At 62.7% G+C, this 22,759-nt stretch carries 24 protein-coding genes and 1 tRNA gene; 20 read left to right on the top strand and 5 right to left on the bottom strand.

The features are described 5' to 3' along the window. The first annotated feature begins 20 nt into the window (after positions 1–20). From JHW44_RS10615 to JHW44_RS10575, 9 genes are all read left to right on the top strand, one after another. Entirely contained in the window at positions 21–380 is a 360-nt protein-coding gene (locus JHW44_RS10615) for a response regulator transcription factor (protein WP_089344600.1), read from the top strand. Then, positions 380–688: a hypothetical protein gene (locus JHW44_RS10610; RefSeq protein WP_089344514.1), complete on the top strand. Its 309-nt coding sequence runs from the start codon at positions 380–382 to the stop codon at positions 686–688. Before JHW44_RS10615 ends, JHW44_RS10610 begins: the two co-directional genes overlap by 1 nt. Then, the gene (locus tag JHW44_RS10605) at positions 678–3,359 is read left to right on the top strand and encodes an ATP-binding protein (RefSeq protein WP_089344515.1); all 2,682 of its coding nucleotides are present in this window, start codon (positions 678–680) and stop codon (positions 3,357–3,359) included. Before JHW44_RS10610 ends, JHW44_RS10605 begins: the two co-directional genes overlap by 11 nt. A gap of 61 nt (positions 3,360–3,420) precedes the next feature. Next, positions 3,421–4,611: a FliM/FliN family flagellar motor switch protein gene (locus JHW44_RS10600; RefSeq protein ID WP_089344516.1), complete on the top strand. Its 1,191-nt coding sequence runs from the start codon at positions 3,421–3,423 to the stop codon at positions 4,609–4,611. A gap of 87 nt (positions 4,612–4,698) precedes the next feature. Beyond that, entirely contained in the window at positions 4,699–4,917 is a 219-nt protein-coding gene (gene infA / locus JHW44_RS10595; protein WP_010397442.1) for a translation initiation factor IF-1, read from the top strand. Between the two features lie 10 nt (positions 4,918–4,927). Continuing rightward, positions 4,928–5,542, top strand: a complete 615-nt coding sequence (locus tag JHW44_RS10590; protein ID WP_089344517.1) for a Maf family protein — start codon at positions 4,928–4,930, stop codon at positions 5,540–5,542. Next, positions 5,539–6,582 (top strand): ribonuclease E/G, encoded by a 1,044-nt coding sequence (locus JHW44_RS10585; RefSeq protein WP_089344518.1) that lies wholly within the window; start codon positions 5,539–5,541, stop codon positions 6,580–6,582. The genes JHW44_RS10590 and JHW44_RS10585 overlap by 4 nt, the downstream gene beginning before the upstream one ends. Further along, positions 6,582–6,743: a DNA gyrase inhibitor YacG gene (locus tag JHW44_RS10580; protein WP_089344519.1), complete on the top strand. Its 162-nt coding sequence runs from the start codon at positions 6,582–6,584 to the stop codon at positions 6,741–6,743. The genes JHW44_RS10585 and JHW44_RS10580 overlap by 1 nt, the downstream gene beginning before the upstream one ends. Positions 6,744–6,828: 85 nt before the next feature. Then, a tRNA-Phe gene (locus JHW44_RS10575) sits at positions 6,829–6,904 on the top strand. Positions 6,905–7,025: 121 nt separating this feature from the next. On the opposite strand, the gene JHW44_RS10570 is transcribed toward JHW44_RS10575, so the two are convergent. Continuing rightward, positions 7,026–8,207, bottom strand: a complete 1,182-nt coding sequence (locus JHW44_RS10570) for a GAK system CofD-like protein (protein ID WP_089344520.1) — start codon at positions 8,205–8,207, stop codon at positions 7,026–7,028. Next, a complete protein-coding gene (locus JHW44_RS10565; protein ID WP_089344521.1) occupies positions 8,204–8,431 on the bottom strand; it encodes a hypothetical protein in 228 nt (75 codons plus the stop codon). The genes JHW44_RS10570 and JHW44_RS10565 overlap by 4 nt, the downstream gene beginning before the upstream one ends. On the opposite strand from JHW44_RS10565, the gene JHW44_RS10560 reads away from it, so the two are divergent. The 6 genes from JHW44_RS10560 to JHW44_RS10535 are packed head-to-tail and all read left to right on the top strand — an operon-like array spanning position 8,430 to position 14,307. Further along, positions 8,430–10,061: an aminoglycoside phosphotransferase family protein gene (locus JHW44_RS10560; protein WP_089344522.1), complete on the top strand. Its 1,632-nt coding sequence runs from the start codon at positions 8,430–8,432 to the stop codon at positions 10,059–10,061. The two genes, JHW44_RS10565 and JHW44_RS10560, sit on opposite strands and share 2 nt — an antisense overlap. Then, positions 10,054–10,935: a GAK system ATP-grasp enzyme gene (locus tag JHW44_RS10555; protein ID WP_089344523.1), complete on the top strand. Its 882-nt coding sequence runs from the start codon at positions 10,054–10,056 to the stop codon at positions 10,933–10,935. The genes JHW44_RS10560 and JHW44_RS10555 overlap by 8 nt, the downstream gene beginning before the upstream one ends. After that, complete coding sequence (locus JHW44_RS10550) at positions 10,932–12,008, top strand: HprK-related kinase B (RefSeq protein WP_089344524.1); 1,077 nt, start codon at positions 10,932–10,934, stop codon at positions 12,006–12,008. The genes JHW44_RS10555 and JHW44_RS10550 overlap by 4 nt, the downstream gene beginning before the upstream one ends. Further along, a complete protein-coding gene (locus JHW44_RS10545) occupies positions 12,001–12,687 on the top strand; it encodes a histidine phosphatase family protein (protein WP_089344525.1) in 687 nt (228 codons plus the stop codon). Before JHW44_RS10550 ends, JHW44_RS10545 begins: the two co-directional genes overlap by 8 nt. 28 nt (positions 12,688–12,715) lie before the next feature. Further along, positions 12,716–14,020 carry a metallophosphoesterase gene (locus tag JHW44_RS10540; protein WP_089344526.1) on the top strand — a complete coding sequence of 435 codons (1,305 nt, stop codon included), beginning with the start codon at positions 12,716–12,718 and terminating at the stop codon, positions 14,018–14,020. 14 nt (positions 14,021–14,034) lie between these two features. After that, positions 14,035–14,307 (top strand): amphi-Trp domain-containing protein, encoded by a 273-nt coding sequence (locus JHW44_RS10535; protein WP_089344527.1) that lies wholly within the window; start codon positions 14,035–14,037, stop codon positions 14,305–14,307. A 9-nt stretch (positions 14,308–14,316) separates the two neighbouring features. On the opposite strand, the gene JHW44_RS10530 is transcribed toward JHW44_RS10535, so the two are convergent. Together JHW44_RS10530 and puuE are read right to left on the bottom strand one after the other, a co-directional pair. Then, a complete protein-coding gene (locus JHW44_RS10530; RefSeq protein ID WP_089344528.1) occupies positions 14,317–15,183 on the bottom strand; it encodes a bifunctional allantoicase/(S)-ureidoglycine aminohydrolase in 867 nt (288 codons plus the stop codon). Beyond that, positions 15,180–16,592: an allantoinase PuuE gene (puuE, locus tag JHW44_RS10525; RefSeq protein WP_419182502.1), complete on the bottom strand. Its 1,413-nt coding sequence runs from the start codon at positions 16,590–16,592 to the stop codon at positions 15,180–15,182. The genes JHW44_RS10530 and puuE overlap by 4 nt, the downstream gene beginning before the upstream one ends. A 174-nt stretch (positions 16,593–16,766) precedes the next feature. On the opposite strand from puuE, the gene JHW44_RS10520 reads away from it, so the two are divergent. Beyond that, positions 16,767–17,945, top strand: coding sequence for an HPP family protein (locus JHW44_RS10520; RefSeq protein ID WP_089344602.1), 1,179 nt, complete (start codon positions 16,767–16,769; stop codon positions 17,943–17,945). Here the strand turns inward: JHW44_RS10520 and bhcR are convergent. Further along, positions 17,942–18,742 carry an HTH-type transcriptional regulator BhcR gene (bhcR, locus tag JHW44_RS10515; protein ID WP_089344529.1) on the bottom strand — a complete coding sequence of 267 codons (801 nt, stop codon included), beginning with the start codon at positions 18,740–18,742 and terminating at the stop codon, positions 17,942–17,944. The two genes, JHW44_RS10520 and bhcR, sit on opposite strands and share 4 nt — an antisense overlap. Before the next feature lie 221 nt (positions 18,743–18,963). Between bhcR and uraH the strand changes: the two genes are divergently transcribed. The 4 genes from uraH (at position 18,964) to JHW44_RS10495 (ending at position 22,560) form a co-directional block, all read left to right on the top strand. Beyond that, entirely contained in the window at positions 18,964–19,317 is a 354-nt protein-coding gene (gene uraH / locus JHW44_RS10510; RefSeq protein WP_089344530.1) for a hydroxyisourate hydrolase, read from the top strand. Position 19,318: 1 nt separating this feature from the next. Then, positions 19,319–20,575: a urate hydroxylase PuuD gene (locus JHW44_RS10505; protein WP_419182501.1), complete on the top strand. Its 1,257-nt coding sequence runs from the start codon at positions 19,319–19,321 to the stop codon at positions 20,573–20,575. Between the two features lie 79 nt (positions 20,576–20,654). After that, positions 20,655–21,014: a hypothetical protein gene (locus tag JHW44_RS10500; protein WP_089344531.1), complete on the top strand. Its 360-nt coding sequence runs from the start codon at positions 20,655–20,657 to the stop codon at positions 21,012–21,014. A gap of 142 nt (positions 21,015–21,156) precedes the next feature. Next, the gene (locus JHW44_RS10495) at positions 21,157–22,560 is read left to right on the top strand and encodes a PepSY-associated TM helix domain-containing protein (RefSeq protein WP_089344604.1); all 1,404 of its coding nucleotides are present in this window, start codon (positions 21,157–21,159) and stop codon (positions 22,558–22,560) included. The last annotated feature ends 199 nt before the right edge of the window (positions 22,561–22,759 follow it).

Raw genomic sequence — 22,759 nt, 5'->3', positions numbered from 1 at the left:
ATGGGAGCTGCGCCACGCTGATGCCGCCTGATATCCTGATGATCGAGGACGAGCCGAATATTGCCGAAGCGCTGCGGTTCATTCTGACTCGTGACGGATGGCAGGTGCAACTGCATCCCGACGGGATTGGCGGCATCGAAAAGATCCGCGATGCGCGGCCGCGCCTGATCATTCTGGACCTGATGCTGCCCAATCGTTCGGGGGCAGAGATCCTGGCGGATCTGCGCGGCGATGACGACCCCCAGCTTGCCTCGACCCCGGTGCTGATGCTGACCGCACGCGGGCAGGGGGCCGATTCCGCGCAACAGGCCGATGTCGTGTTGGCCAAGCCCTTTGCCAATGACGAATTGCGCGCCACCGTGCGCCAGTTCCTGGACTGATGCCGGACCGCCCGCTGTTCCTTGAGCGCGCCTCGTTCCGCCGCCGCAGGCTGGGCGATGTGGCGCGGATACTGCCGGTTGTCGCGGCGCTTGCGATCTTCGTGCCGGTCTGGTGGATGCCGCGGCTGGTCAGTTTCGGCGGCGGGGCGACCTGGTTCTTCGCGTTATGGGCCTGCCTGATACTGTCCATTCGCCTGTTGCACCGGGCCTTGTTGCGTTCGGAAGCGGCGACAATGCGTGCCGAGGCTGATGCGGCAGAGCATGGCCGGGAAGCCTCATCCGAAAAAGGCGATGACAATGCCGTTTGAGGCGCTGGTCGCGGGCTGTCTGGCCTATGTGGTGCTGATGTTCGCCGTGGCATTTGCGGCAGATCGTGCTGCCGCGCGCGGACGGGTCGGCTGGCTGGACCATCCGCTGGTCTATACGCTGTCGCTTTCGGTCTATTGCTCGGCCTGGACCTTTTATGGCGCGGTGGGCTATGCGACCCGATCCGGGCTGGAATTCGCGACCATCTACCTGGGGCCGACCATCATCTGCGCGGGGGCCTGGTGGGGGCTGCGCCGGCTGGTGCGGGTTGCAAAGATGCATCATGTCACCTCGATCGCGGATCTGATCTCGGCGCGATTCGGCAAATCGAACCCGCTGGCGGCGCTGATCACCCTGATCGCGGTCATTGCCGCCACGCCCTATATCGCCCTGCAGTTGCAATCGGTGCGCCTTTCCTTCGAGGTCTTTGCCACCGACACCCCGCATGGGACGCCGCTTTCGGGCGCGCTCGGGGGCGGGATAGGCCTTTGGGTCGCGGCGGGGCTGGCCGTGTTCACGATTCTGTTCGGCACCCGAAATCTGGCCGCGGACGAGCGCCATCACGGCGTGGTCACGGCCATCGCGCTGGAGGCCATTGTCAAATTGCTGGCCTTCCTGGCACTGGGTGTTTTCGTGGTCTGGGGGCTGGCGGACGGTCCGGTCGACATGTTCGGGCGCATCACCGAGGCGAGCCGCGACCCCGAATTCGCACAGGGCTGGTTGCTGAAGCCGGGGCGCTGGACGGCGCTGATCGTGGTTTCGGCCGCTGCCCTGATCACCCTGCCGCGGATGTTCCAGGTGATGGTGGTCGAGGCCGCGGATGAGGAACGTCTGCATGTCGCCGGATGGGCCTTTCCTGCCTATCTGTTCGCCATGTCGCTCTTCGTCCTGCCGATTGCGGTCATGGGGCGGCAACTGTTGCCTGCCGGTGCCAACCCTGATCTGTTCGTGCTGACCCTGCCGGTGGCGGCGGATCGGGACCTGCTGGCCTTTCTGGTGTTTCTGGGCGGGTTCTCGGCGGCGACATCCATGGTGGTGGTCAGCGCCATTGCCCTGTCGACGATGATTTCCAACCATTGGATCGTGCCGGGCTGGCTTGCCCTGCGTCGGCGTGCCGAGGGTGACGAACGTCAGGATGACGAGGCCCAGGACGTCAGGGGATTCGTTCTGAATGCCCGTCGGGTTGCCATCGTCGCCGTCGTCGGAGCCGGTTGGGTCTATCACGAGGCTTCGGGCGGTTCCGCGGCGCTGGCGGCGATGGGGCTGGTGGCATTCACCGGGATGGCACAGGTGCTGCCCGCGATGCTGGGCGGCCTGCTGTGGCGGGGGGCGAACCGGAGGGGAGCCTATGCCGGGGTCGGCACGGGTTTCGTGCTGTGGATGGTGATGATCTTTCTGCCTTCGGTGGGTATTGGCACCATGCCCCGTCTGCCGCCTGACGTGGACCCGCTGGCCTTCAGCATCTTCCTGTCGCTGTCGCTGAACACGCTGGCCTTCGTGGGATGTTCGCTTGTCGGTTTTCCCGATCCGGTCGAGCGGCTGCAGGGCCTGTCCTTTGTCAGTTCGGTCGAGCCGATCCGCCACAGCAGGATGATGCGCGGCGAGGATCGCGCCGAACCCTTGCTGGCCATGAGCCGTCGCGTCTGGGGGGCCGATGCCGCTCTGCGATTCTTTCAGTCCGAGGCCGTGGCACAGGGCAAGTCCGGCTATCTTCCCGATCTGACGCCGCGCTTTCTGACCCGGCTGGAGCGCAAGCTTTCCGGCACGATCGGCGCGGCCACCGCCCACGCCATGATCGACCGGGTCGGAGGAGGCGCGGCGCTGACGGTTTCGGATCTGTTGCAGGTGGCGGATGAGGCGCAGCGCGCCAAGGAGGAAACCCAGAGGCTGGAATCCGCGACCGCCGAACTGGCCCGGACCGCGACCCAATTGCGCGAGGCGAACGAGAAATTGACCGCGCTCTCGGTCCAGAAGGACGCATTTCTGGGCCAGATCAGCCACGAACTGCGCACGCCCATGACCTCGGTCCGGGCCTTTTCCGAGATCCTGATGACCCCGGATCTGTCCGAGGCCGAGCGCACCCGCTTTGCCGAGATCATCCACGAGGAAGCCGGACGGCTGACGCGCTTGCTGGATGATCTGCTGGATCTGTCGGTTCTGGAAAGTGGCCGTGCCCGCATGTCCTTTGGGGTGGTGAACCTGCATGACCTGATCACGCGGGCGCTTTCTTCGGCCTCGGCCACATGTCCTGATCGGGTCTTCACCATCGACCGGGATATTCCTGATGAACAGTTGGTTGTCATCACCGACAGTGACCGCCTGTTGCAGGTGCTGATCAATGTGATCACCAATTCCCGGAAATACTGCGATGCCGAAAGGCCGGTGCTGAAAATCAGGGTGCGGCGCGACAATGGTGCGGGCGCACAGATCGACATCGTTGACAACGGATCGGGGATCGATGGAACGCGCCAATCGCTGATCTTTGAAAAATTCGCCCGTCTCAATGACCCCGCCCGCGCGGGCGGTGCGGGGCTGGGGCTGGCGATCTGCCGGGAAATCATGCTCGCTTTGGGGGGAGATATTTCCTATCTGCCGGGCCTGGGCGGCGCGGCCTTCAGGATCAGATTGCCGATCAAGCCACCCTCGATCGGGCGGGCGGAGCCCGAGGCGTAAAGCTTTTGGAAACCGGTCCGTGCCAGTCTGCAGCCAGACAAGGCAATGATTCGGGTGACAGATGTCGGGTGAGGCAGGCAAAAGCGCTGCGGGGATCACATCGTCGCGTGGCGGGATTCTGCGGCACATGCTGGCAGCGCGCAACCGGGCGACAATCGACGAGGGGCGCGTGCCGCAATTGCCGGTGCCAGCCCCCGCAACGCCCGCCCGCGGGGCCGCGACGGCGGTGGGTCGGGCGGCGGACCGGCTGTATCGTCTGGCTTTGCAGCCCTTGTCGGTGGTGCCGGGCGCGGTGACGCTGGCCGAACTGCCCGAGGTGGTGCCCCTGCCTTCCTTGCTGATGGTGCTGCAGGGTAAAAACGATCTGATCGGGATGATTGCGCTATGTCCGGAAACGGTGACCGCGTTGATCGAAATTCAGACCCTGGGCCGTATCACCGGCCGCAGTATCGAACCCCGCCGCCCGACGCGCAGCGATGCGCTGATCTGTTCCGATTTCGTCAATGCGCTTCTTGAGGAGTTGGCGCGCGAGCTGATTCAGGTTGAAGGATTCGCGGATGTTTCGGGCTATCGCTATGCATCCTTTCTGGATGACCTGAGGCCGCTGACATTGATGCTGGAGGACCGGCCCTATCGCAGTCTAATGTTCGAACTGCAGTTCGGCAGCAGTGCGATCCGGCAGGGAAAGATATTTCTGGCGGTGCCTCAGAGTGACAAACATGCTCTGCCACCGGAAAATTCCGCGCGCGCCGAGGCGCAGGCTGCGCGTGACCCGCTGCCGGCCGCAGATTCCGTCCCACCGCCGGTCGGACTGGCGAGCGCAGTCGGAGAGGCGCCGGTCGAGATCCACGGAGTGCTGTGCCGTCGCCATATGACGCTTGCGGAACTGCGTGGGCTGACGGCGGGCAAATTGCTGCCGCTGCCTCGTGTCAGCCTGTCCGAGGCGCGATTGGAAACCGCCAGCGGGCAACTCCTGGGAAGCGGCAAATTCGGAGAGGCCGAGGGCTGTCACGCCATTCGGCTGCATGGCCGCGCGGGGACGCACAGGACCGAGGCTTTTCCGGTGCAGGATTCGCTTGGGGACGATATGGCGGGCGATGTCACCCCGGCCGGTTCGACGGTCGAGCCGCCGATTGAGGATATTGGCCAGCCGGACCCGTTTCGCGAAAAAGCCATTGGCGAGGGGCAGGATTTGGCCGATTCCGACCTTGAAAGTAACAAAAGCCACACTAAAATCGGAAGCAACGGCTGAATGCGCGATTTTCTCTTGAAATCGGCGCTGGTTGGACGCATCTAACGTCCGTCCCGAATCCTGCGGGGCGTCTATGACGGAGTGACCATGGCCAAGGAAGAAATGCTCGAATTTCCCGGCGTCGTGAAGGAACTCCTGCCAAATGCGACGTTCAGAGTCGAGCTGGAAAACGGCCATGAAATCATCGCGCATATGGCAGGAAAGATGCGGAAGAATCGCATCCGAGTTCTGGCTGGCGACAAAGTTCAAGTCGAGATGAACACCTACGATCTGACCAAAGGGCGTATCAATTATCGCTTCAAGTAATCCGGTGCCGATGGCACTGGCAGAAACCGGTTCCGGGCGACCCGGGCTGGTGCTTGGATCGGCAAGCCCGCGTCGTCTCGATCTGCTTGCACAGATCGGGATCAAGCCGGCTGCGCTGCGCCCGGCGGATATTGATGAGACCCCGCTCAAGGCCGAGCTGCCGCGCGATTACGTGACGCGCATGGCTCTGGAAAAGGCCAATGCCATCGAGGCAGATGCCGATGAGGCCGTGCTGACCGCAGATACAACCGTATCGGTCGGGCGGCGCATTCTTGGAAAACCGCAAGACCGCGACGAAGCGGCCGAATTCATGCGCCTCATGTCGGGGCGCAGACACAAGGTTCTGACCTCGGTGGCGCTCAGCTATCGGGGCAAGGTCCGTTCGCGTCTGGTCGAAACGACCGTTCGCATGCGCAATGTGACCGAAGCCGAACTTGCAGCCTATCTTGATGTCGGCGACTGGCACGGCAAGGCCGGGGCCTATGCCATTCAGGGGGCGGCGGCCGTATTCATCCCCTGGATCCAGGGGTCGTTTTCTGCCGTGGTCGGTCTGCCCCTGGCAGAAACGGCCTCTTTGCTGGCATCGATCGGAATTGTTGCGAACACTGAAGGAGATCGGCCATGAAGGGTCGTCAGGTCGTTCTGGACCATATGTTTGGCGAACCGGCCGCTGCCCTGATGCAGGACGGCCAGCTGATCGATCTGATCATTGATTCGGGCGAGGCGCTTGCCCCGGGTGCGATCTGCCGCTGCGTGACCGAACGTCTGATGAAAGGGCAGGGCGGTGTCTTCGTGCGTTTGCCCGACGGGCAGCGCGGCTATCTGCGCGAACGTTCCGGGATCAGCGAGGGTCAGCCGATGCTGGTTCAGGTCGCCGGTGTCGCAGAAGAGGGCAAGGCGATCCCGCTGTCGACGCGGCTGGTATTTCGCGGTCGCTACGGGCTTGTGACCCCCGGCGCTCCCGGAGTGAACGTCTCGCGGCGCATTCGCGCAAGTGAGTTGCGCGAAGCGCTGCAGGCGGTCGGGCATGAGGCATTGCAAGGCCGTGACTATGGCATCGTCATCCGCAGCGCAGCGGAACATGCTTCTCATGACGAGATCCGCGAAGAGCTGACCCCCTTGCTGGAACTGGCCGACCGGATCATGTCCGAGCGGATGGGCCAGGAAGAGCTGTTGCTTGATGCGCCGGACGCCTGGGAGCAGGCCTGGCTGGACTGGGCCGAACCGGAACCGGATGCTGTCGAACAGGGCGAGGGCAGCTTTGACCAGAACGGAGTCAGCGATGCTGTCGAAGCCTTGCTGTCTCCCAGGGTTGATCTTCCCGGCGGGGCCAGCGCCTTTGTCGAGGCAACCCGCGCCCTGGTTGCCGTTGATGTGAATACCGGGCGTGATACCTCTCCTGCCGCCTCGCTGAAGGCCAATATCGCCATTGCGCGGGACTTGCCGCGCCAATTGCGGCTCAGAGGGTTGGGAGGCCAGATCGTCGTCGATTTCGCCCCGATGCCCAAGCGCGACCGTGCCACGCTGGATCAGGTGATCCGCGCGGCCTTCAAGGCTGACAGCACCGAAGCCTCGATGATCGGCTGGACCGCCATGGGATTGTATGAAATCAGCCGCAAGCGTGACCGCGTGCCTCTGGCGCGTCTGGCAGCGGAGGCGTTCTGATGGCTTGCCCGATCTGTTCCAAGGACAGCGTGCCGGCATACCGTCCTTTTTGCTCGAAACGCTGCGCCGATGTCGATCTGGCCAAGTGGCTGAGGGGGGAGTATGTCATCCCCGGTCCGCCGCTGGATGATGTTCCTTCGCAAGAAGATGAAGACGATTGAAGTTTTCGTCGTTTTGGGTCTGGACACGCCGCGCGGAGATCCGTAAATACCGCTCCACACCGGATGTCGAAACGATATCAAGGTGGCCCGGATAGCTCAGTTGGTAGAGCAGCGGATTGAAAATCCGCGTGTCGGTGGTTCGAATCCGCCTCCGGGCACCATTCCCCCCCCCCAATATATGAAGCGATTGTCGTCGGGCGCCCATGTCTCTTGCGCTGTTGAGGCAGGTGGTTGCGCTGTCGAGATGCTGAATGCCGCCTGATGCGTTGTCCGGACGCGGGACTAATCCAGTGAAATCAATATGCGGGCGATTCTGGCCGGGTCGTATTTGCAGTCTTCTGCTCTGCCAAGCGGCAGGCGCAGGCAAGGGATGCCATATTGTTCCGTGACGCGGTCACATTGGCTTTGCGGCCGAGATTCATCACAAAGGATATGAGTCATGAAGTCGCTCGGGCGGCTGTCTGAACCGGCATCGGCACGGAGGGGGGCCAGAATGGCCCCAACCTGATCGGCAAGATCATGATCCAGAGCCTCGGGATCATGGCCAAGGCTGGGAAGATAGGCCTTGGGGATGTGGCGCGCCGCGATGGCACGACCGACGCCTGCGGGAAGCAGATTGGCGATGACGCTGGAATAGAGGCTGCCGGGGGGGTAGCAGATCGCATCGGCCTGCTCGATCAGCTTCCTGTTGCGTTTGGGCAGCGGCACGTCAGCGGGTGGGATTTCGTTTCGCCCGTCGCTGAGGAAGCAGCGTGTGATGGGGCTGTCGATGGCGGGGGCCTCTTTGCCGCTGATCAGGCGCTGGCTGATGATGCGCCGTCCGTTCGCCAGATCGACGCCCAACTGCAGATTGGCATCCACGATCGCGCGCACGATGCCGCGCACGTCAACCATCTTGGACATCAGAAACAGCACCGGCTCCAGCTCTCGCCCGTGGCTCAGATAGCCGCCCGCCAGGATCAGATTGCCGATGCTGGCATTGCGATAGTCGAAATCCTCAGGCACCTGAGCTGCGAATTCGCCAAGCAATGTCTGGATCAATTGCCGCATGGGTTTCGGGATCGCCGCCACCAGCGGATGCTTGCCGGAAATGATCAGTGCGACTTCGGCGCGTAGACGCTTTTGCGCGCCATTCTTCGGCAGGCGGTGGCTGAACAGGGCAAAGACATCGGGCTGCCCCAGAACCGATTCATCGGCCAATGCCATCAGCCGACTGCGCAAATCGCCCACGGCTGGCATGTCAAAGGCCTGCCGCAGCGTCTGCGAACTGCCGCCGCTGTCAAAAGGGGTGATGAGATGCATCGAATTGAAGGTATAATGCTTCAACCGGCGGGAAATGCCGTTCAGTGCGCTGCCTCCACTGAAAAACAGGATGCGCGGCCCGAGGTGCGGGGCGCTTTGGGCCCGGGCGACACGCAGATCATCCGGAAGGCGCAATTCACGTTCCACGCGCGCAGCTGTCATGAAAATTTCATCTCCGGCTGGTTGCTTCGGTCCGATTGACTGTTGGATTTCATGATGGGCTGGGCGCATAAGATCAGATGAGGAACGAAGATGACATATCTCCAACCGGTCAGGCTGTCATTGGCAGGGAACCCGTGTTTCCATTCCGGGTCAAGCGCGGATCCATCGACCGCAATGGCCTGACGGGCGGGGCCGTGGCGGTCGGCCCGGGAAGGATCCGTCATGGCGCGTCCTGACGCCGTCGTCGAGAACATGTCCTTCCTGCTGGCAGAACTTGACGGTCAGCTGACACGCCTGACCAGCTATATGCAGGAACCCCATCCCGAGATGGCGCTGCAACTGGTGCAGAGGGCGGGCTATTCCAACAATCTGTCGGCACGGGTGCGCAAGGCCTGTCTGGCAGGGATGATGCGCGCCAAGCTGACCGAGGCGCAAAGGCTGCGCTTGCAGGGAATCGACACGATCGCGCGGAACCTGGATCTGGTGTCGCGCCTTGGTCGTCGTGCGGTGGAACATGTCGAACAGGCAGAACGCAACAGGCTGCTGCGCACCAAGACCTATGTCGCGCCCGTGACACTGGTGGGCAAGACCATTGCCTGCATCCCCAAGGCGATGGAAACCAGCGACAGTCGGCTGGCGGTCGAAATCGGCAAATCCCGCAGCCAGATCGACATATTTCACGATCGGCTGTTTCGCACCTATACGCGCGACATGCGCGGCTCGAAACACAGTGCCGATCTGGCCCATGGCCTGCTGACCCTGAACGAAATCCACCGCATGGGAGAGGGGCTGTCGGCGATCAGCGAGGCGCTGCTGTCGATGAATATCGGGCAGGCAGTGCAGTTTGACCGCTATTTCACCCTGCGCAGCGTTCTGGGCGGGGGCAAGGGCGATGAAGAGGTTCGTCTGCAGCCCTTGGCCGAGACCAGGTCAGGCAGCGCCATCTCCAGCGTAAACCTGCGCAACGCCAAGGGCGAAACCGTCGCCGCCGTGTTCAAGGACGGGGATCGGCGCAAGGTCAAGCAAGAGCGGGTGGGCGTCAAGAGCTGGAACTCGGTCTATCCGGGGCTGGCCCCGGAAATCCTGTCCTACGAAAGACATGGAAAATCCGCAGCATTGCTGATCGAGCATCTGGAGGGTGAAACCCTGGAGGATATCGTCGTCGCCGGCAGTGACGAGGCCTTGGCCCGCGCCCAGAAGGCTCTGCACAAGACGGTGGGGGATATCTGGCGCCAGACCCGCACCGAGGAGCCCGCCGAGATGAAGGCGATGGAGCAATTGAGCAAGCGGATGAAGGATGTCTATCGCCTTCACCCACGCTTTGCGCAGGGAGTCCGGAACCTGAACGGGCTGAGGATTCCGGATCTGGACGAATTGATTGCCGCCGCCGCGCGTCGCGAAGCGGGGCTGGCTGCGCCGTTCTCGGTCTATATCCACGGCGATTTCAATCTGGACAATGTGATCCATGACGCCGTGGGCAACAAGATCCGCTTCATTGATCTGCATCGGTCTCGCTATATGGATTATGTGCAGGACGTTTCGGTCTTCATGGTGTCGAACTATCGTCTGCAGGTGCTGGACAGCGCCACGCGCAACCGCATTGCCAAGGTGGCCAGCGATATGCATGCAATGGCCGCCAAATTTGCCCGACGCCACAGGGATCCGACCTTTGAATACCGGCTTGCGCTGGGGCTGGCGCGCTCTTTCGCCAGTTCCACCCGTTTTGTTGTCGATCAGAACCATGCGCGGCGTATGATCCTGCGTGCGCGCTATATTCTTGAATCCGCCCTGGCGGTTCCCGAGGGACGGGAAGCCCGGTTCAAACTGCCCATAAGGATGCTGTTCAGTGACTAGGAAAATCGGGGTGATCGGCACCCCTGGGAAATGGTCGACCGAAAGCCTGGCCGACGCGCTGGAGGCGCGGACCGGCTATCGGCAGGTCATCGACATGTCGCAGGCCGTGCTGGATCTGGAGGCCGGAACCCTGCATTGCGCGGATGTGGATCTTTGCCAGCTGGATGGTCTGATCCTCAAGAAGATCGCCGAGGACTACAGTCCCGATGCGCTGGACCGGCTGGAAATGCTGCGCGTAGCCGAAGCTTCGGGGGTGCGTATCTTCAGCCCTGCCGTCAGTGTCCTGCGATTGATGGACCGGCTGGCCTGCACAATGACCCTGCGCGCTGCCAACATTCCCATGCCCGCAACCACCGTCACCGAGGATGAGGGCGCGGCCCTTGCAGCCCTGCAACGCTATGGCGCGGCGGTATTTAAGCCGCTGTTCTCGACCAAGGCGCGCGGCATGATGCTGCTGGACAGCGATACGGCGGATGCGGCGGCGCGGATTGCCGCCTTCAGACAGGCGAACCCGGTGATCTATGTGCAGCAGAAGCTCGATCTCTCGGGCGAGGATCTGGGCATGGTCTTCCTGAACGGGGAATATCTCTGCACCTATGCCCGCGTCGGGCAAAGCGGCAGCTGGAACACCACGATCCATTCGGGGGGCAGATATGCGCCCTATGAGCCCTCGGAGGAACTGATCGAGCTGGGACGGCGCGCTCAGGCACCTTTTGGTCTGACCTTCACCACGGTGGATATCGCCATGACGCCTGATGGTCCGATCGTTTTCGAGGTCTCTGCCTTTGGCGGCTATTCCGGTGCGTTGAAGGGCTGCGGCATGGATGCGGCCACGATGGTGGTCGATCATGTGCTGGGCGAGGTCTCGCGATGAACCGTGTCGATGAGTTGCTTTCCGGTCTTGACCTCTCTGTGGCTGCCAAGGCCGAGGCATTCTACATGCGAGTTGGCCATGTGAGGCTGACCGTGCGTTGCCCCGAACCGCTGCGGGCCAGATTGATGGACTATTTTGTTGAGACCCTGAGCCCGGAACCCGGTGAAATCACCGTGCATTTGCTGCCGGGGCAGGAACTGGCGCAGGATATCGACTGGACCGAATGGCAACGCGAGCCCGGCAAGACCGGCCGCAAGGATGCCATCTGTGATCTGCAGGACGGGCGACTGGTGCGCAAAATTCGCAGTGGGGTGACATTCCTGCAGGCGCGCGACATTGCCGTCGCCTTGGGGCCGCTGCAGGACAATATCAGCACCGTGATCAACTTCGTGAACACCCAGGTTCTGTCGGCCTGTCTGCGTCAGGGCTGGCAGCTGTGTCATGCCGCTGCCGCGACCCGGGAGGGACGCACGCTGGCCATTTCCGGACTGTCGGGGGGCGGAAAATCGACTTCCATCCTGAAGATGATGGATATCGATGGGATGCAGTTTCTCAGCAATGACCGGATTCTTGTGCAAGCCGGAGAACCGCCCCGTGTCCTGGGCATTCCCAAGCATCCGCGGATCAATCCCGGCACCATCCTTGGAAACTCGCGTCTGCATGGACTTCTGTCGTCGCAACGGCGCGCTGAATTGCAGCAGATGCCGGCCAGTGAACTCTGGGCGCTGGAGGAAAAACACGATCTGATCGTGCCCCGGATCTATGGTCCGGACCGAATGTGCCTGTCGGGGCCGCTGACTGATTTCTGGGTGCTCAACTGGAGCCATGACAGCAGCCATCCGACCCGTGTGGCACCGATATCCCTGGCCGATCGGCGGGATCTGCTGGGGGCGATCATGAAAAGCCCCGGCCCGTTCCATCAGCATCCGGACGGGCATTTCGAACCCAGCGGAGCCACGATTGATCCGGCAGCCTATCTCAAGGCGCTGAAGGGGGCGCGGGTCAGCGAGGTCTCGGGCCGGATCGATTTCGATCTGCTTGCGCAAGAGGGGCGGCGGCTGTTTGATGGCTAGTCCCGCCTATATCGCCTTTCTGCGTCATGGGGCCTATCGCCAGCGCTCCGATGCGCCGTCCGCGCGACAACCCTTTGCGCTGAGCCAGGAGGGAATCGAGCAGGCCCGGGAGGGCGCGCGCCAGCTTGTGCAGATGATCGCGCAGTTCGGCCTGAAACCGGTGGCGCAGATCCATTCGTCGCGGCAATTGCGGGCATGGCAGACTGCCAATGAGTTGCTTGCCGGCCTGCGTGCCCATGGCTACCCGGTGGACGACATTGTCCAGAGTTCTGATCTGGCCGAACGGGGGGTGGGTTGTGCGGCAAATCTGACCCTGTCCGAGATCGAGGCCGTGCTGCGTGACGATCCCCGCTGCGAACCACCTCCGCCGGGCTGGAAATCCGACAGCGATTATCGCCTGCCGCTGGAGGGCGCGGAAAGCCTGTCCGACGCGGGCCGCCGCGTCGCCGGTTATATCCAGCGATGCCTGCATCCGGGTTCGCTGACGGTGCTGGTCGGGCACGGGGCATCCTTTCGCCATGCCTGCCATCATCTGGGCCTGCTGCGGCGCGAAGATATTGCCGGAATGTCCATGTATCATGCCCGGCCTTTACTGTTCTGTCACGATGGCCGTGGTAGCTGGCAGCATCTGGCCGGGGAATGGAAGATCAGGACGCCCAAAGAGGTTCCTCTCGACTGAGCCTTGTCCATATGGAAAGGCCCCGAACTTGGAACACGCGCTTTATCATCAGCATGGCGAGCCACAGCTCTTGCCGCCGGTTTTCGACACCGATGCGCAACTGGCTGACTTGCCCCGGAAACTACGTCCCTGGCCCGATGCCGCGACCCACCCGCAGATCATGGCATGCCTGGCCCGCGCCCGCGAATATGGGGGCTGGCGCTGGCCCGACCGCCCGATCATTTTCGTCTCGGATCCACATGCCGATGCCGAGGGACTGCTGCTGTCGCTTTGTGCTGCCGGTGTGATCCGGCGCGAGGGGTGCCGAATTGCGCTGACCGGCTTTGGCCGCAAGGCGCGCATCATTCTGGGCGGCGACTCGCTGGACAAGGGGCCCAGCAATCTGGCGCTGCTGGATGCGCTGGGCGCGCTGGGCGAGGCTGGGGCCGATCTGCATATTCTGGCGGGCAATCACGATCTGCGCATGCGCATGGCGGTTGCGGCCCTGCGCGGGCCACGCAACCCCATGACCGAACATCTGTTCCTGCGCATGGGGCGCAAGATTTTGCCTGCCCTGCACGAGGTCCTGCAACGATTCGTGACGGCGGATGACCTGGCCGCCATGCCCGATGAGGCCACATGTCGCGCGCGGCTGTTGCCCGGCCCTGACTGGCCGACGCGATTTGCTGCGGCCGCACAGGCTGAACTGCGTCCGCAGGTGATTGCGACCGAGATCGCCAAGCTTGGGGAAAAGCAGAGGAAATTCGATCACGAAAGTCGTCGCTCGGGCATGACCAGCCGCGAAATCCTGGCCGCAGCGCTGAAATGTCATACGATATTCTTCGAGCCGGACGGCGCATATGCATGGTTCTATGAGAGGATGGATGTCGTGGCGCGGGTCGGATCGCTGCTGTTCGTGCATGCGGGGCTATGTGACAGCATGTGCGAGATGTTGCAGCAGGCAGGGGTCGCCTCGGTGAATGCCCGCTATCGCGACGAGGCTGAAAATGCCTCTCTGGGGTTCTATTTCGGGCCGCTGGCCAATCTTGTGCGCACCAAGTATCGCCGGTCGGATTGCGAACTGACGGGGCAGGGCGTCACCGCGCTGCATCGCGCGGGCATCCATATGGTCGTGCAGGGCCATGTGAACAATCACCGGGGGCAGCGGCTGCTTGCCAAATGTGGCCTGCTGCATCTGGAAGGGGATGTCACGCTTGACCGGAGCTCGCGCAGGCTGGAAGGTCTGGATGGCGTCGGGGCAGGTGCGACATTGATCTTTCCCAGTGGAGATGTGGTCGGTCTGAGCAGGGATTATCCTTGGGCCAAGCATTTCGCGCCTGACCGCATGACATAAGGAACGGATGCCGCATGAGTGACCCGAACAAGCGTTTCACGCATGAATCGCTGGCCGACCGGAAGACCATCAAGACATTGCTGTCCTCATTGGCCAAAGGGTTTTCCAAGGGTCAGATGACGCTGGGTGATGACAAGGACGAGCTGGTACTGAAGACCGCCGGCCTGATGGATCTGCGGATCAAGGCCGAACGCGAAGATGGTCGATGCGAGGTCAGCCTGCGCGTGTCCTGGTCGGATCCCGAGGCCCCGGCACAGCGCAAGGGTGCCCCCCGCATCGAAAGCTGAACTGCATCGCTAGCGGTTGGGCCACAGGGAAGCGTGGCGGTTCACATCCTTGTAGAGCAGATATCGGAACCGGCCCGGTCCGCCTGCATAGCAGGCCTGCGGGCAGAAGGCGCGCAGCCACATGAAGTCACCCGGGCCGACCTCGACCCAATCACGATTCAGACGATAGACGGCCTTGCCCTCCAGCACGAACAATCCATGTTCCATGACATGGGTTTCGGCAAAGGGGATCGAACCGCCGGGTTCAAAGCTGACCAGGGTGATATGCATGTCGTGCCGCAGATCGTCCGGGTCCATGAATCGGGTCGTGGCCCATGCGCCATCAGTGTCGGGCATCGGGGCGGGGGTGATATCCTGTTCCCGCAGGATGATCGGATCGGGCCTGGCCAGATCGGCACTGGGCTGCCAGCGCTTGCGCCACCAGTGAAAGCCCGCCGGTTCCGAGCCGCCGTTGCGGATCTTCCACGGGGTGCCCGGCGGGACATAGGCGAAACCGCCGGGCTCCAGCAGATGTTCCTGCCCGGCGATCCAAAGTGCCACCGCGCCGACGGTCACAAAGATCGCATGCTGCACCTGCGGGTCGTCATCGGGCATGTCGCTGCCGCCACCGGGGGACAGTTCGACGATATACTGGCTGAATGTTTCGGCAAAACCCGTCAGCGGGCGCGCCAGAACCCACATCCGCATGCCCTGCCAATGTGGCAGATAGCTGGTGACAATATCGCGCATCACGCTGCGGGGAATTACCGCATAGGCCTCGGTAAAGACAGCCGTATCCGTGGTCAGGTCCCGTTGTGGGGGCAGGCCGGCCAGCGGCCCGGCATAGGCAGGGATCGGATGGGCGCGTGGCCTGTCGCTTGGCGGATGGTCGGTCATGGCAGGATCTCTTTCAGGCGAAGTTCGGCGATGCGGATGACCTGTTCCTCGGCCTCGTGACGCTCGGTGAACGTGTCATTCTCGACGCGGCTCTGCATGGCTGCAAGGATCGACGCCTTGTCATGGTCGCGCACCGCGATGATGAAGGGAAATCCGTGCTTTTCGGCATAGGCGCTGTTCAAGCGAGAAAATGCCGCGCGCTCGTCATCGGTCAGGGCGTCCAGACCGGCACTGGCCTGTTCCTGCGTGCTGGCCGCGGTCAGACGCCGCGCGGCGGCCAGCTTGCCCGCCAGATCGGGATGGGCCTTCAGCACGTCAAGGCGTTCCTCGTCACTGGCCGCGCGAAAGATCTGTGCCATGCGTCGTGACAGCCCGGTGGCGTGGTCGTGAACCGCCCCCATCTCGCCGTCCCAGACCCTTTCCGCGACCCAGGGTGAATGTTCGTAGATGCCGCCGAAACGCGCGACGAAATCATCGCGATCCATCTGTGACGGGAGCAGCCGCTCCGCGACATGGGGATGCGTCTGGGCCCAGTGTTTCGCGATATCCAGCCGCGTGGCGAACCAGACTCCGTCATGGGCACAGGCATGGTCCAGGAACCTGCGAATGGCCATGGCCCGGCCCGGTCGGCCCGCCAGCCGGCAATGCAGGCCGATCGACATCATCTTTGGCGCGCCGGCCTGGCCTTCGGCATAGAGAATGTCGAAACTGTCGCGCAGATAGTCAAAGAACTCCTGTCCGGTGCCAAAGCCCTGACCGCTGGAAAAGCGCATGTCATTGGCATCCATCGTATAGGGGACGATCAGCTGCGCACGTCCCTGATGCAGATGCCAATAGGGCAGGTCATCGGCGATACTGTCGGCCAGATAGGCAAAGCCGCCTTCCTCACATCCCAAGGCGACGGTGTTCATCGAGGTGCGGCCCTGATAGAATCCCAGCGGGCGCTGGCCGGTCACCTGGCGGTGCAATTCGATGGCGCGGGCCAGATGCTCGGCTTCGGTTTCGCGAGGCACATCCTTGTAGTCGATCCATTTCAGCCCGTGGGTGGCGATTTCCCAGCCGGCCTCCTGCATGGCGGCGACCTGGTCGGGGCTGCGCTCCAGCGCGGTGGCAACGCCATAGACGGTGACGGGAAAATCCTTCAACAGCCGATACAGCCGCCAGAAGCCTGCGCGTGAGCCATAGTCATAGATCGATTCCATGTTCCAGTGGCGCTGTCCGGGCCATGGCTGCGCCCCGATGATTTCGGAAAGAAATGCCTCGGAGGCCGCATCGCCATGTTCGATGCTGTTTTCGCCGCCTTCTTCGTAGTTGACCACGATCTGCACGGCGATCTTTGCGCCGCCCGGCCATTTCGGATCGGGGCTGGACCGGCCATATCCGCGTAGATCCCGACTGTAGCGCATCATGTCGCTCCTCACTTCAATGGATAGGTCAAAGCAAACAATGTCATGGCCGGCGGAGCAAGCATCCTGTCGCGGAAATCACGCGCGCGACGACATTTGCCCTGCCTGTAAATTGGGCAGGACTTGCAAGAGGCGGGGCAGGGGCTATAGCAGACCGCTCTGGCCAGGGGGATGCTGATGACCACCACACTGACACGACGCACCTTGCGGGCATTGGGGCCGGCGATTCCCATTGGTTCGGTCAAGGAATCGCTGCGTGCAGGGGGCGGGGCACTGCTTGGCCTGGCAGTTGCGGCGCTGGTCGTCTTGTTGCCTGCCGTGAATCTGGATCTGGGACTGTATCTGATCGCGCCTTTCGGGGCGACTTCGGTTCTGATCTTCGCCGTGCCCAGCAGCCCTCTGGCGCAGCCTTGGTCGGCGGTCATCGGCAACAGTGCCTCGGCAGTCGTGGCGGTGGCCATCTGCCTGACGATCGACGACCCGAACCTGCGTATCACGCTGGCGGTCAGCCTGGCCATCGTGGCGATGATCCTGCTGCGCGCATTGCATCCGCCGGGCGGGGCGGTCGCCATGACGGCGGCGATGAATGCCGAGACCATGCACGAGATGGGCTTCTGGTTCGCCCTGTCGCCCGTTGCGCTGGGAACGGCGCTGCTGGTCGCGGTGGGCATCGTCTATGCCCGTGCGACCGGGCGGCATTATCCGTTGCGCCAGTTCGAAGACCCCAACAGCCATGGCACCGATGATCCGGAACCGGCCGAACGCCTGGGCCTGAGCGCCGAGGAACTGACCGATATCCTGGCCAGCTATCGACAGTCGCTGAACCTTGGGGTCGAGGATCTCGCGCGTCTGATCGCGGCGGCCGAGATGCAGGCCGCCAGCCATCGGACCGGGCCGCTGACCGCGGCGGATATCATGTCGCGCGATCTGGTCACGGTGCCGCCCGATGCAACATTGGGCAGCGCGGCCGATCTGTTCCGCCAGCATGGCTTTACCTCGCTGCCGGTCACGGGGCCGGGGGATGTCTATCTTGGGGTGATCTTCCAGCTGCACCTGATCCGGCGCGCACGCCGCGATGCCTTTGCCTCGGGCAAGCGTTTCGGTTCGGCCATGGCGGTGCTGCTGGAGAATGACGCCGAACTGGGGTTGCGGGCCGAACATATCATGGAAACCGATGCTCCGGTCATCGGTCCCGACGATCCGGTGGCGGGGCTGCTGCCCAAGATGGCCGATGGAAGATTCGATGCCGTGCCGGTTCTGGACGGAGAGCGCATCGTCGGTATCGTGACGCGCACCGACCTGATTGCGGCCCTTGCGCGCCAAAGCCTGAATATCGCGTCCAAAGAAGAGGCCTAGCCCCCCAGGGCCTGTGTCAGATCGCCCGCCGTCGCCACGACCACGGCCCCCAGCGTCTTGACATGTTCATGGCCGATGCGCTGGGTCGGGCCACTGATCGAGATGGCGGCGACCAGCTTGCCGTCGTGATCAAGGACCGGGGCGGCGATACAGCGCATGCCACGGGTCCTTTCCTCGTCGTCAAAGGCAAAGCCGCGTGTGCGGATGCGCTGCATGTCTTCGAGCAGCGCGTCACGCGTGATCAGCGTCTTGTCGGTACAGCGCGCCAATCCGGTGGTGTCGATCAGCTGTTGCAGGCGCTCGGGGCGGCCAAAGGTCAGCAATACCTTGCCCATTGCCGAGGCATGCAGGGGCAGGCGCGTTCCCGGGGCAAAGCAGGCGCGAATGGATTCATGTGTTTCGACCTGTGCCAGGGACAGCACGGAATTCTCTTCGGGAATGCCCAGATTGGCCGTTTCGCCAGTATGTTCCATCAGGGTGCGCAGGAAGGGGCGCGCGCGCTCTCCAAGGCCCGAGCGGCGCATGAAGGCCGCGCCCAACCGGAATGTCGCAGGGCCGATATGCCAGGTCTGCGTGGCCGGATCGCTTTCGGCGACCCGGCGCGCTGCCAGCGTATGCAGCACGCGATGCACGGTCGAGGGCGACTGCCCCATCTCTTCGGCCACCTCCGACAGGGTCAGCCCCGGGTTCGCGGCCAGCAGGTCCAGAATGTCCAAAGCGCGATCCAATGCCTGAATCGTTCCCGAGGCTTCACTTGCGCTGCGCGGACGTCCGCGACGACGGGTCGGTTCGGCCATATGTCTATCCCCGATTTGCATCTTGCTCGGCGCGAACAATGCCCGCCAGCAAGTGAAAAAGGCAATATGCCGATCAGAGGTTGCACCGATATCGGCATCGGCTGCTGAAAACTGGCTTCAAAAGACATGAGAGAACAAATGGATCGCTTTCGCGTGATCGCGATCTCGTCAAGCAGGCAAAATCGGGTAACACTGTCGCCGGACAAGCAGCGGAGGCATCAATGTCGGGATATCTGACAACCCATGTTCTGGACACCGCCCGCGGCCAACCCGCCAGCGGCATGGAGGTCGTGCTGTATCGGATCGAAGAGGAAGGCCGGACCGAACTGATCCGGCTGCGCACCAATGCCGATGGGCGCACCGATCGCCCGATCCTGCCGGTCGAGCAGTTCCGGCCGGGCATCTATGAACTGGAGTTCCACGCAGGCGCCTGGATGGACGCGACCGGAGTGGCTGCAGAAAGCCCGCGCTTTCTGGATGTCGTCCCGATCCGCTTTGGAATGTCGCAGCCGGATCACTATCATGTGCCGCTGCTGATTTCGCCCTTTGGCTATTCGACCTATCGGGGCAGCTGAAATGATGATTCCGGATCAGGTCATCATCTGGGAATGGCTGAGCTTTGCCATCCGCTGGACCCATGTCATCACCGCCATCGCATGGATCGGCAGTTCCTTTTATTTCATCGCGCTGGATCTGGGGTTGCAGCGCGCGCCCGACATACCCAGAGGCGTGCATGGCGAGGAATGGCAGGTTCATGGCGGCGGCTTTTACCATATCCGCAAATATCTGGTCGCGCCCGATCGCATGCCCGAGCATCTGACCTGGTTCAAATGGGAAAGCTATTCGACCTGGCTTTCAGGGGCGGCGCTGCTGATGGTCACCTATTGGGCCGGGGCACATCTGTTCCTGATCGATCCGGCCAAGGCCGATCTGGCGACATGGCAGGCGATCATGATCTCTGCCGGCTCCTTGGCGATCGGCTGGCTGATCTATGACGGCCTTTGCCGATCCGGGCTGGGGAACCGGCCGACCGCGTTGATGCTGCTGCTGTTCGTGGCGCTGGTGGTAATGGGCTGGGGCTATGACCAGGTCTTCACGGGCCGTGCGGCGCTGCTGCACCTGGGGGCCTTCACGGCGACGATCATGACCGCGAATGTGTTTCTGGTCATCATGCCCAATCAGCGCATCGTGGTGGCGGATCTGAAGGCCGGGCGGGCACCGGATCCGAAGTATGGCAAGATCGCCAAGCTGCGCTCGACTCACAACAACTATCTGACCTTGCCAGTCGTCTTCCTGATGCTGTCGAACCACTATCCGCTGGCCTTCGCCAGCCGCTATAACTGGATCATCGCGGCGCTGATATTCCTGATGGGGGTCAGCATCCGGCATTTCTTCAACAGCATGCATGCGCGCAAGGGGCGACTGTGGTGGACATGGCTGGTGACGGCGGTGTTGTTCATCATGGTGATGTGGATCAGCTCGGCGGGGCTCAACCAGGACAGCCTCGGCGATTCCGAGGCCCGCCTGCTGTCGCCCGTCGAACAGCGTTATGCCGATGCCGCCGGTTTCGAAGAGGTGAACGATATCGTCATGGGGCGCTGTTCGATGTGTCATGCGCGCGAACCGGTCTATGACGGCATCCATCACGCGCCGAAATCACTGATGCTGGAAACGCCGGCCGACATCGCCCGTGCCGCCCGCGCAATCTATGTGCAGGCCGGGCTGACCGATGCCATGCCCCCGGCCAATGTCAGCTTCATGGAGCCCGAGGAACGCGCGCGGATCAGAGGCTGGTTCCGCAATGCGGACGGGATGGAACTGGCCGGGATGTAATCCGCTGCCTGCAAGGGGAATCCGCCGAACACGAGAATTCAACTTATCGGCATCGCGATTTCAGGCTATTTGGTCGGTGATGTCACGCCGAATCGTTCAAATCACCCTGATCGTCGGGGTCATGCTGGGCTTGTTGCTGCCGAAGACTTCGGCGGCCCTGTCCGACCTTGGGCTGATCGGCAGCCGGACGGTGGTCATCTGCACCGGTACCGGGTTGAAAGAGATCACCCTGACCGACAATGGACAGCCCGCCCCCCAAAGCGAGGCACATCACGAGGCTCCCTGCCTTCTGGTTCATGCCCTTGACCGCTGGGTTCAGCCCGAAACGCCGGTCTGGATTGCGCTGGCTGGAGCCTTGCAGCCTGCGCGTCAGGGACATCTCTGGCATGAAACCCGCATAGCGGCCACGCATTTCGCCCGCGCACCACCGCGCGTCTGATCAGGCGGCAGTTCCGCCCGACCACATCAGAACAAGCGAAATACCGGTCTGCCGGCCCAGACGGGCGCGCAGATCGCAGCCGGAGATATCACAATGAAACATCTGTTTTCCACGCGGGCCCATGGCCCGGCCGGGGGGTGCCATGGCGATCACTGACAGCCAGTTTTCCACCCTGAAAGCCTCCGATCAGGGGCGCAGCACGCGTCTTTATCGTGCCGCATGGCGCTGGCACTTCTATGCCGGTGTCTTCGTGATCCCCTTCTTCCTGATCCTTGCGGTCACCGGCATGATGATGCTGTGGATCGCCTGGATAGACGGTCGCGACGGCGAAAAGACTGCAGTGGTGCCCGATGGCGCACCGCTGGCCGTTTCGGTTCAGGCCGATGCCGCCCTTGCAGCGGTCCCCGATGGCAAGCTGGTGCAATATGTCGCGCCGCGAAATGACGAACTGGCCGCGATCTTTCGGGTCGACAACGCGGACGGCGCGCAAATGGTCGTCGTCGATCCCTATCGTGGCGAGGTTCTGGAACAGTTCAACCGGCGCAGCGGATGGTACGACTGGGCCGACAGCATGCATGGGGAATTGCGCATCGGCGTCACCGGCGACCGCATGATCGAGATTGCCGCTTCGCTGGGAATCGTCTTGCTGGCGACGGGCCTGTTTCTGGCCTGGCCCCGCGACGGTGGCATGGCCCGGGCCTTCATCCCCGACCTGCGCGCACGCGGGCGGCAACTGTTCAAGAGCCTGCATGCCTCCATCGGGGCGTGGATCGCGATCTTCCTGTTCTTCTTTCTGATTTCCGGCCTGTCCTGGGCTGGCGTCTGGGGCGGCAAGCTGGTTCAGGCCTGGTCCAGTTTTCCGGCCGGAAAATACGGGGATATCCCCCTGTCCGAGGACATTCATGCCAGCATGAACCATGGCCCGAAAGAGGTGCCATGGGCGCTGGAACAAACGCCGATGCCCGCCTCGGGGTCCGACAAGGGCAGCGATGGCATTGACGGACCGGTGGATATCGACAGCATCGATGCCATGGCGCGCAAGATCGGCTATGAGGGCCGCTACCAGATGAACCTGCCCTCGGGCGCCGAAGGCGTCTGGACGCTGAGCCGCGATTCCATGAACAACGACAGCGTCGATCCGACCAGCGACCGCGTCGTGCATATCGACCAGTATAGCGGCAAGATCCTGGCCGATATCCGCTTCGAGGACTACTCGCTGATGGGCAAGGCGATGGCGGTGGGCATTGCCTTGCATATGGGCACCTTGGGTCTGTGGAGCGTGCTGGCCAATACGCTGTTCTGCCTGTCGGTGATCTTTCTCTGCCTGTCCGGTGTCATCATGTGGTGGAAGCGTCGTCCCGCTGGCCAGTTCCGTCTGGCCGCCCCGCCGCTGCCTGCGGATATGCCGCTGTGGCAGGGTGCCGTGCTGGTGGGGCTGGTCGTCTCGTTGGCCTTCCCGATGGCCGGATTGACCATCGCCACCGTGCTGCTGTTTGACTGGCTGGTCCTATCGCGCCTGCCGGCGCTGAAACGGGTGCTTGGCTGAACGGGATGCGGCCGGGGCGTGATCCCGGCCGCATCTCCTGCTGATTCGGCTTTGCCCGCGCCTTGTGCAGCCTGGCTGGCCTTTTCCCTGACAACCGATCTCGTTCGTCCCCGCAGCCCCGCCGTTCCGGGGGTGGTTCTTTGCGGGCTGGACGGGGCAGGGAATTACGCGCAGTCTTTTCAGGTGGGGCATGGTGGCG

Origin of the sequence: Paracoccus seriniphilus (assembly GCF_028553745.1) — a bacterium.
GTDB lineage: Bacteria > Pseudomonadota > Alphaproteobacteria > Rhodobacterales > Rhodobacteraceae > Paracoccus > Paracoccus seriniphilus.
The sequence above is the reverse complement of the archived record's forward strand: the minus strand, read 5'-3'. Positions and strand labels throughout refer to the sequence as shown.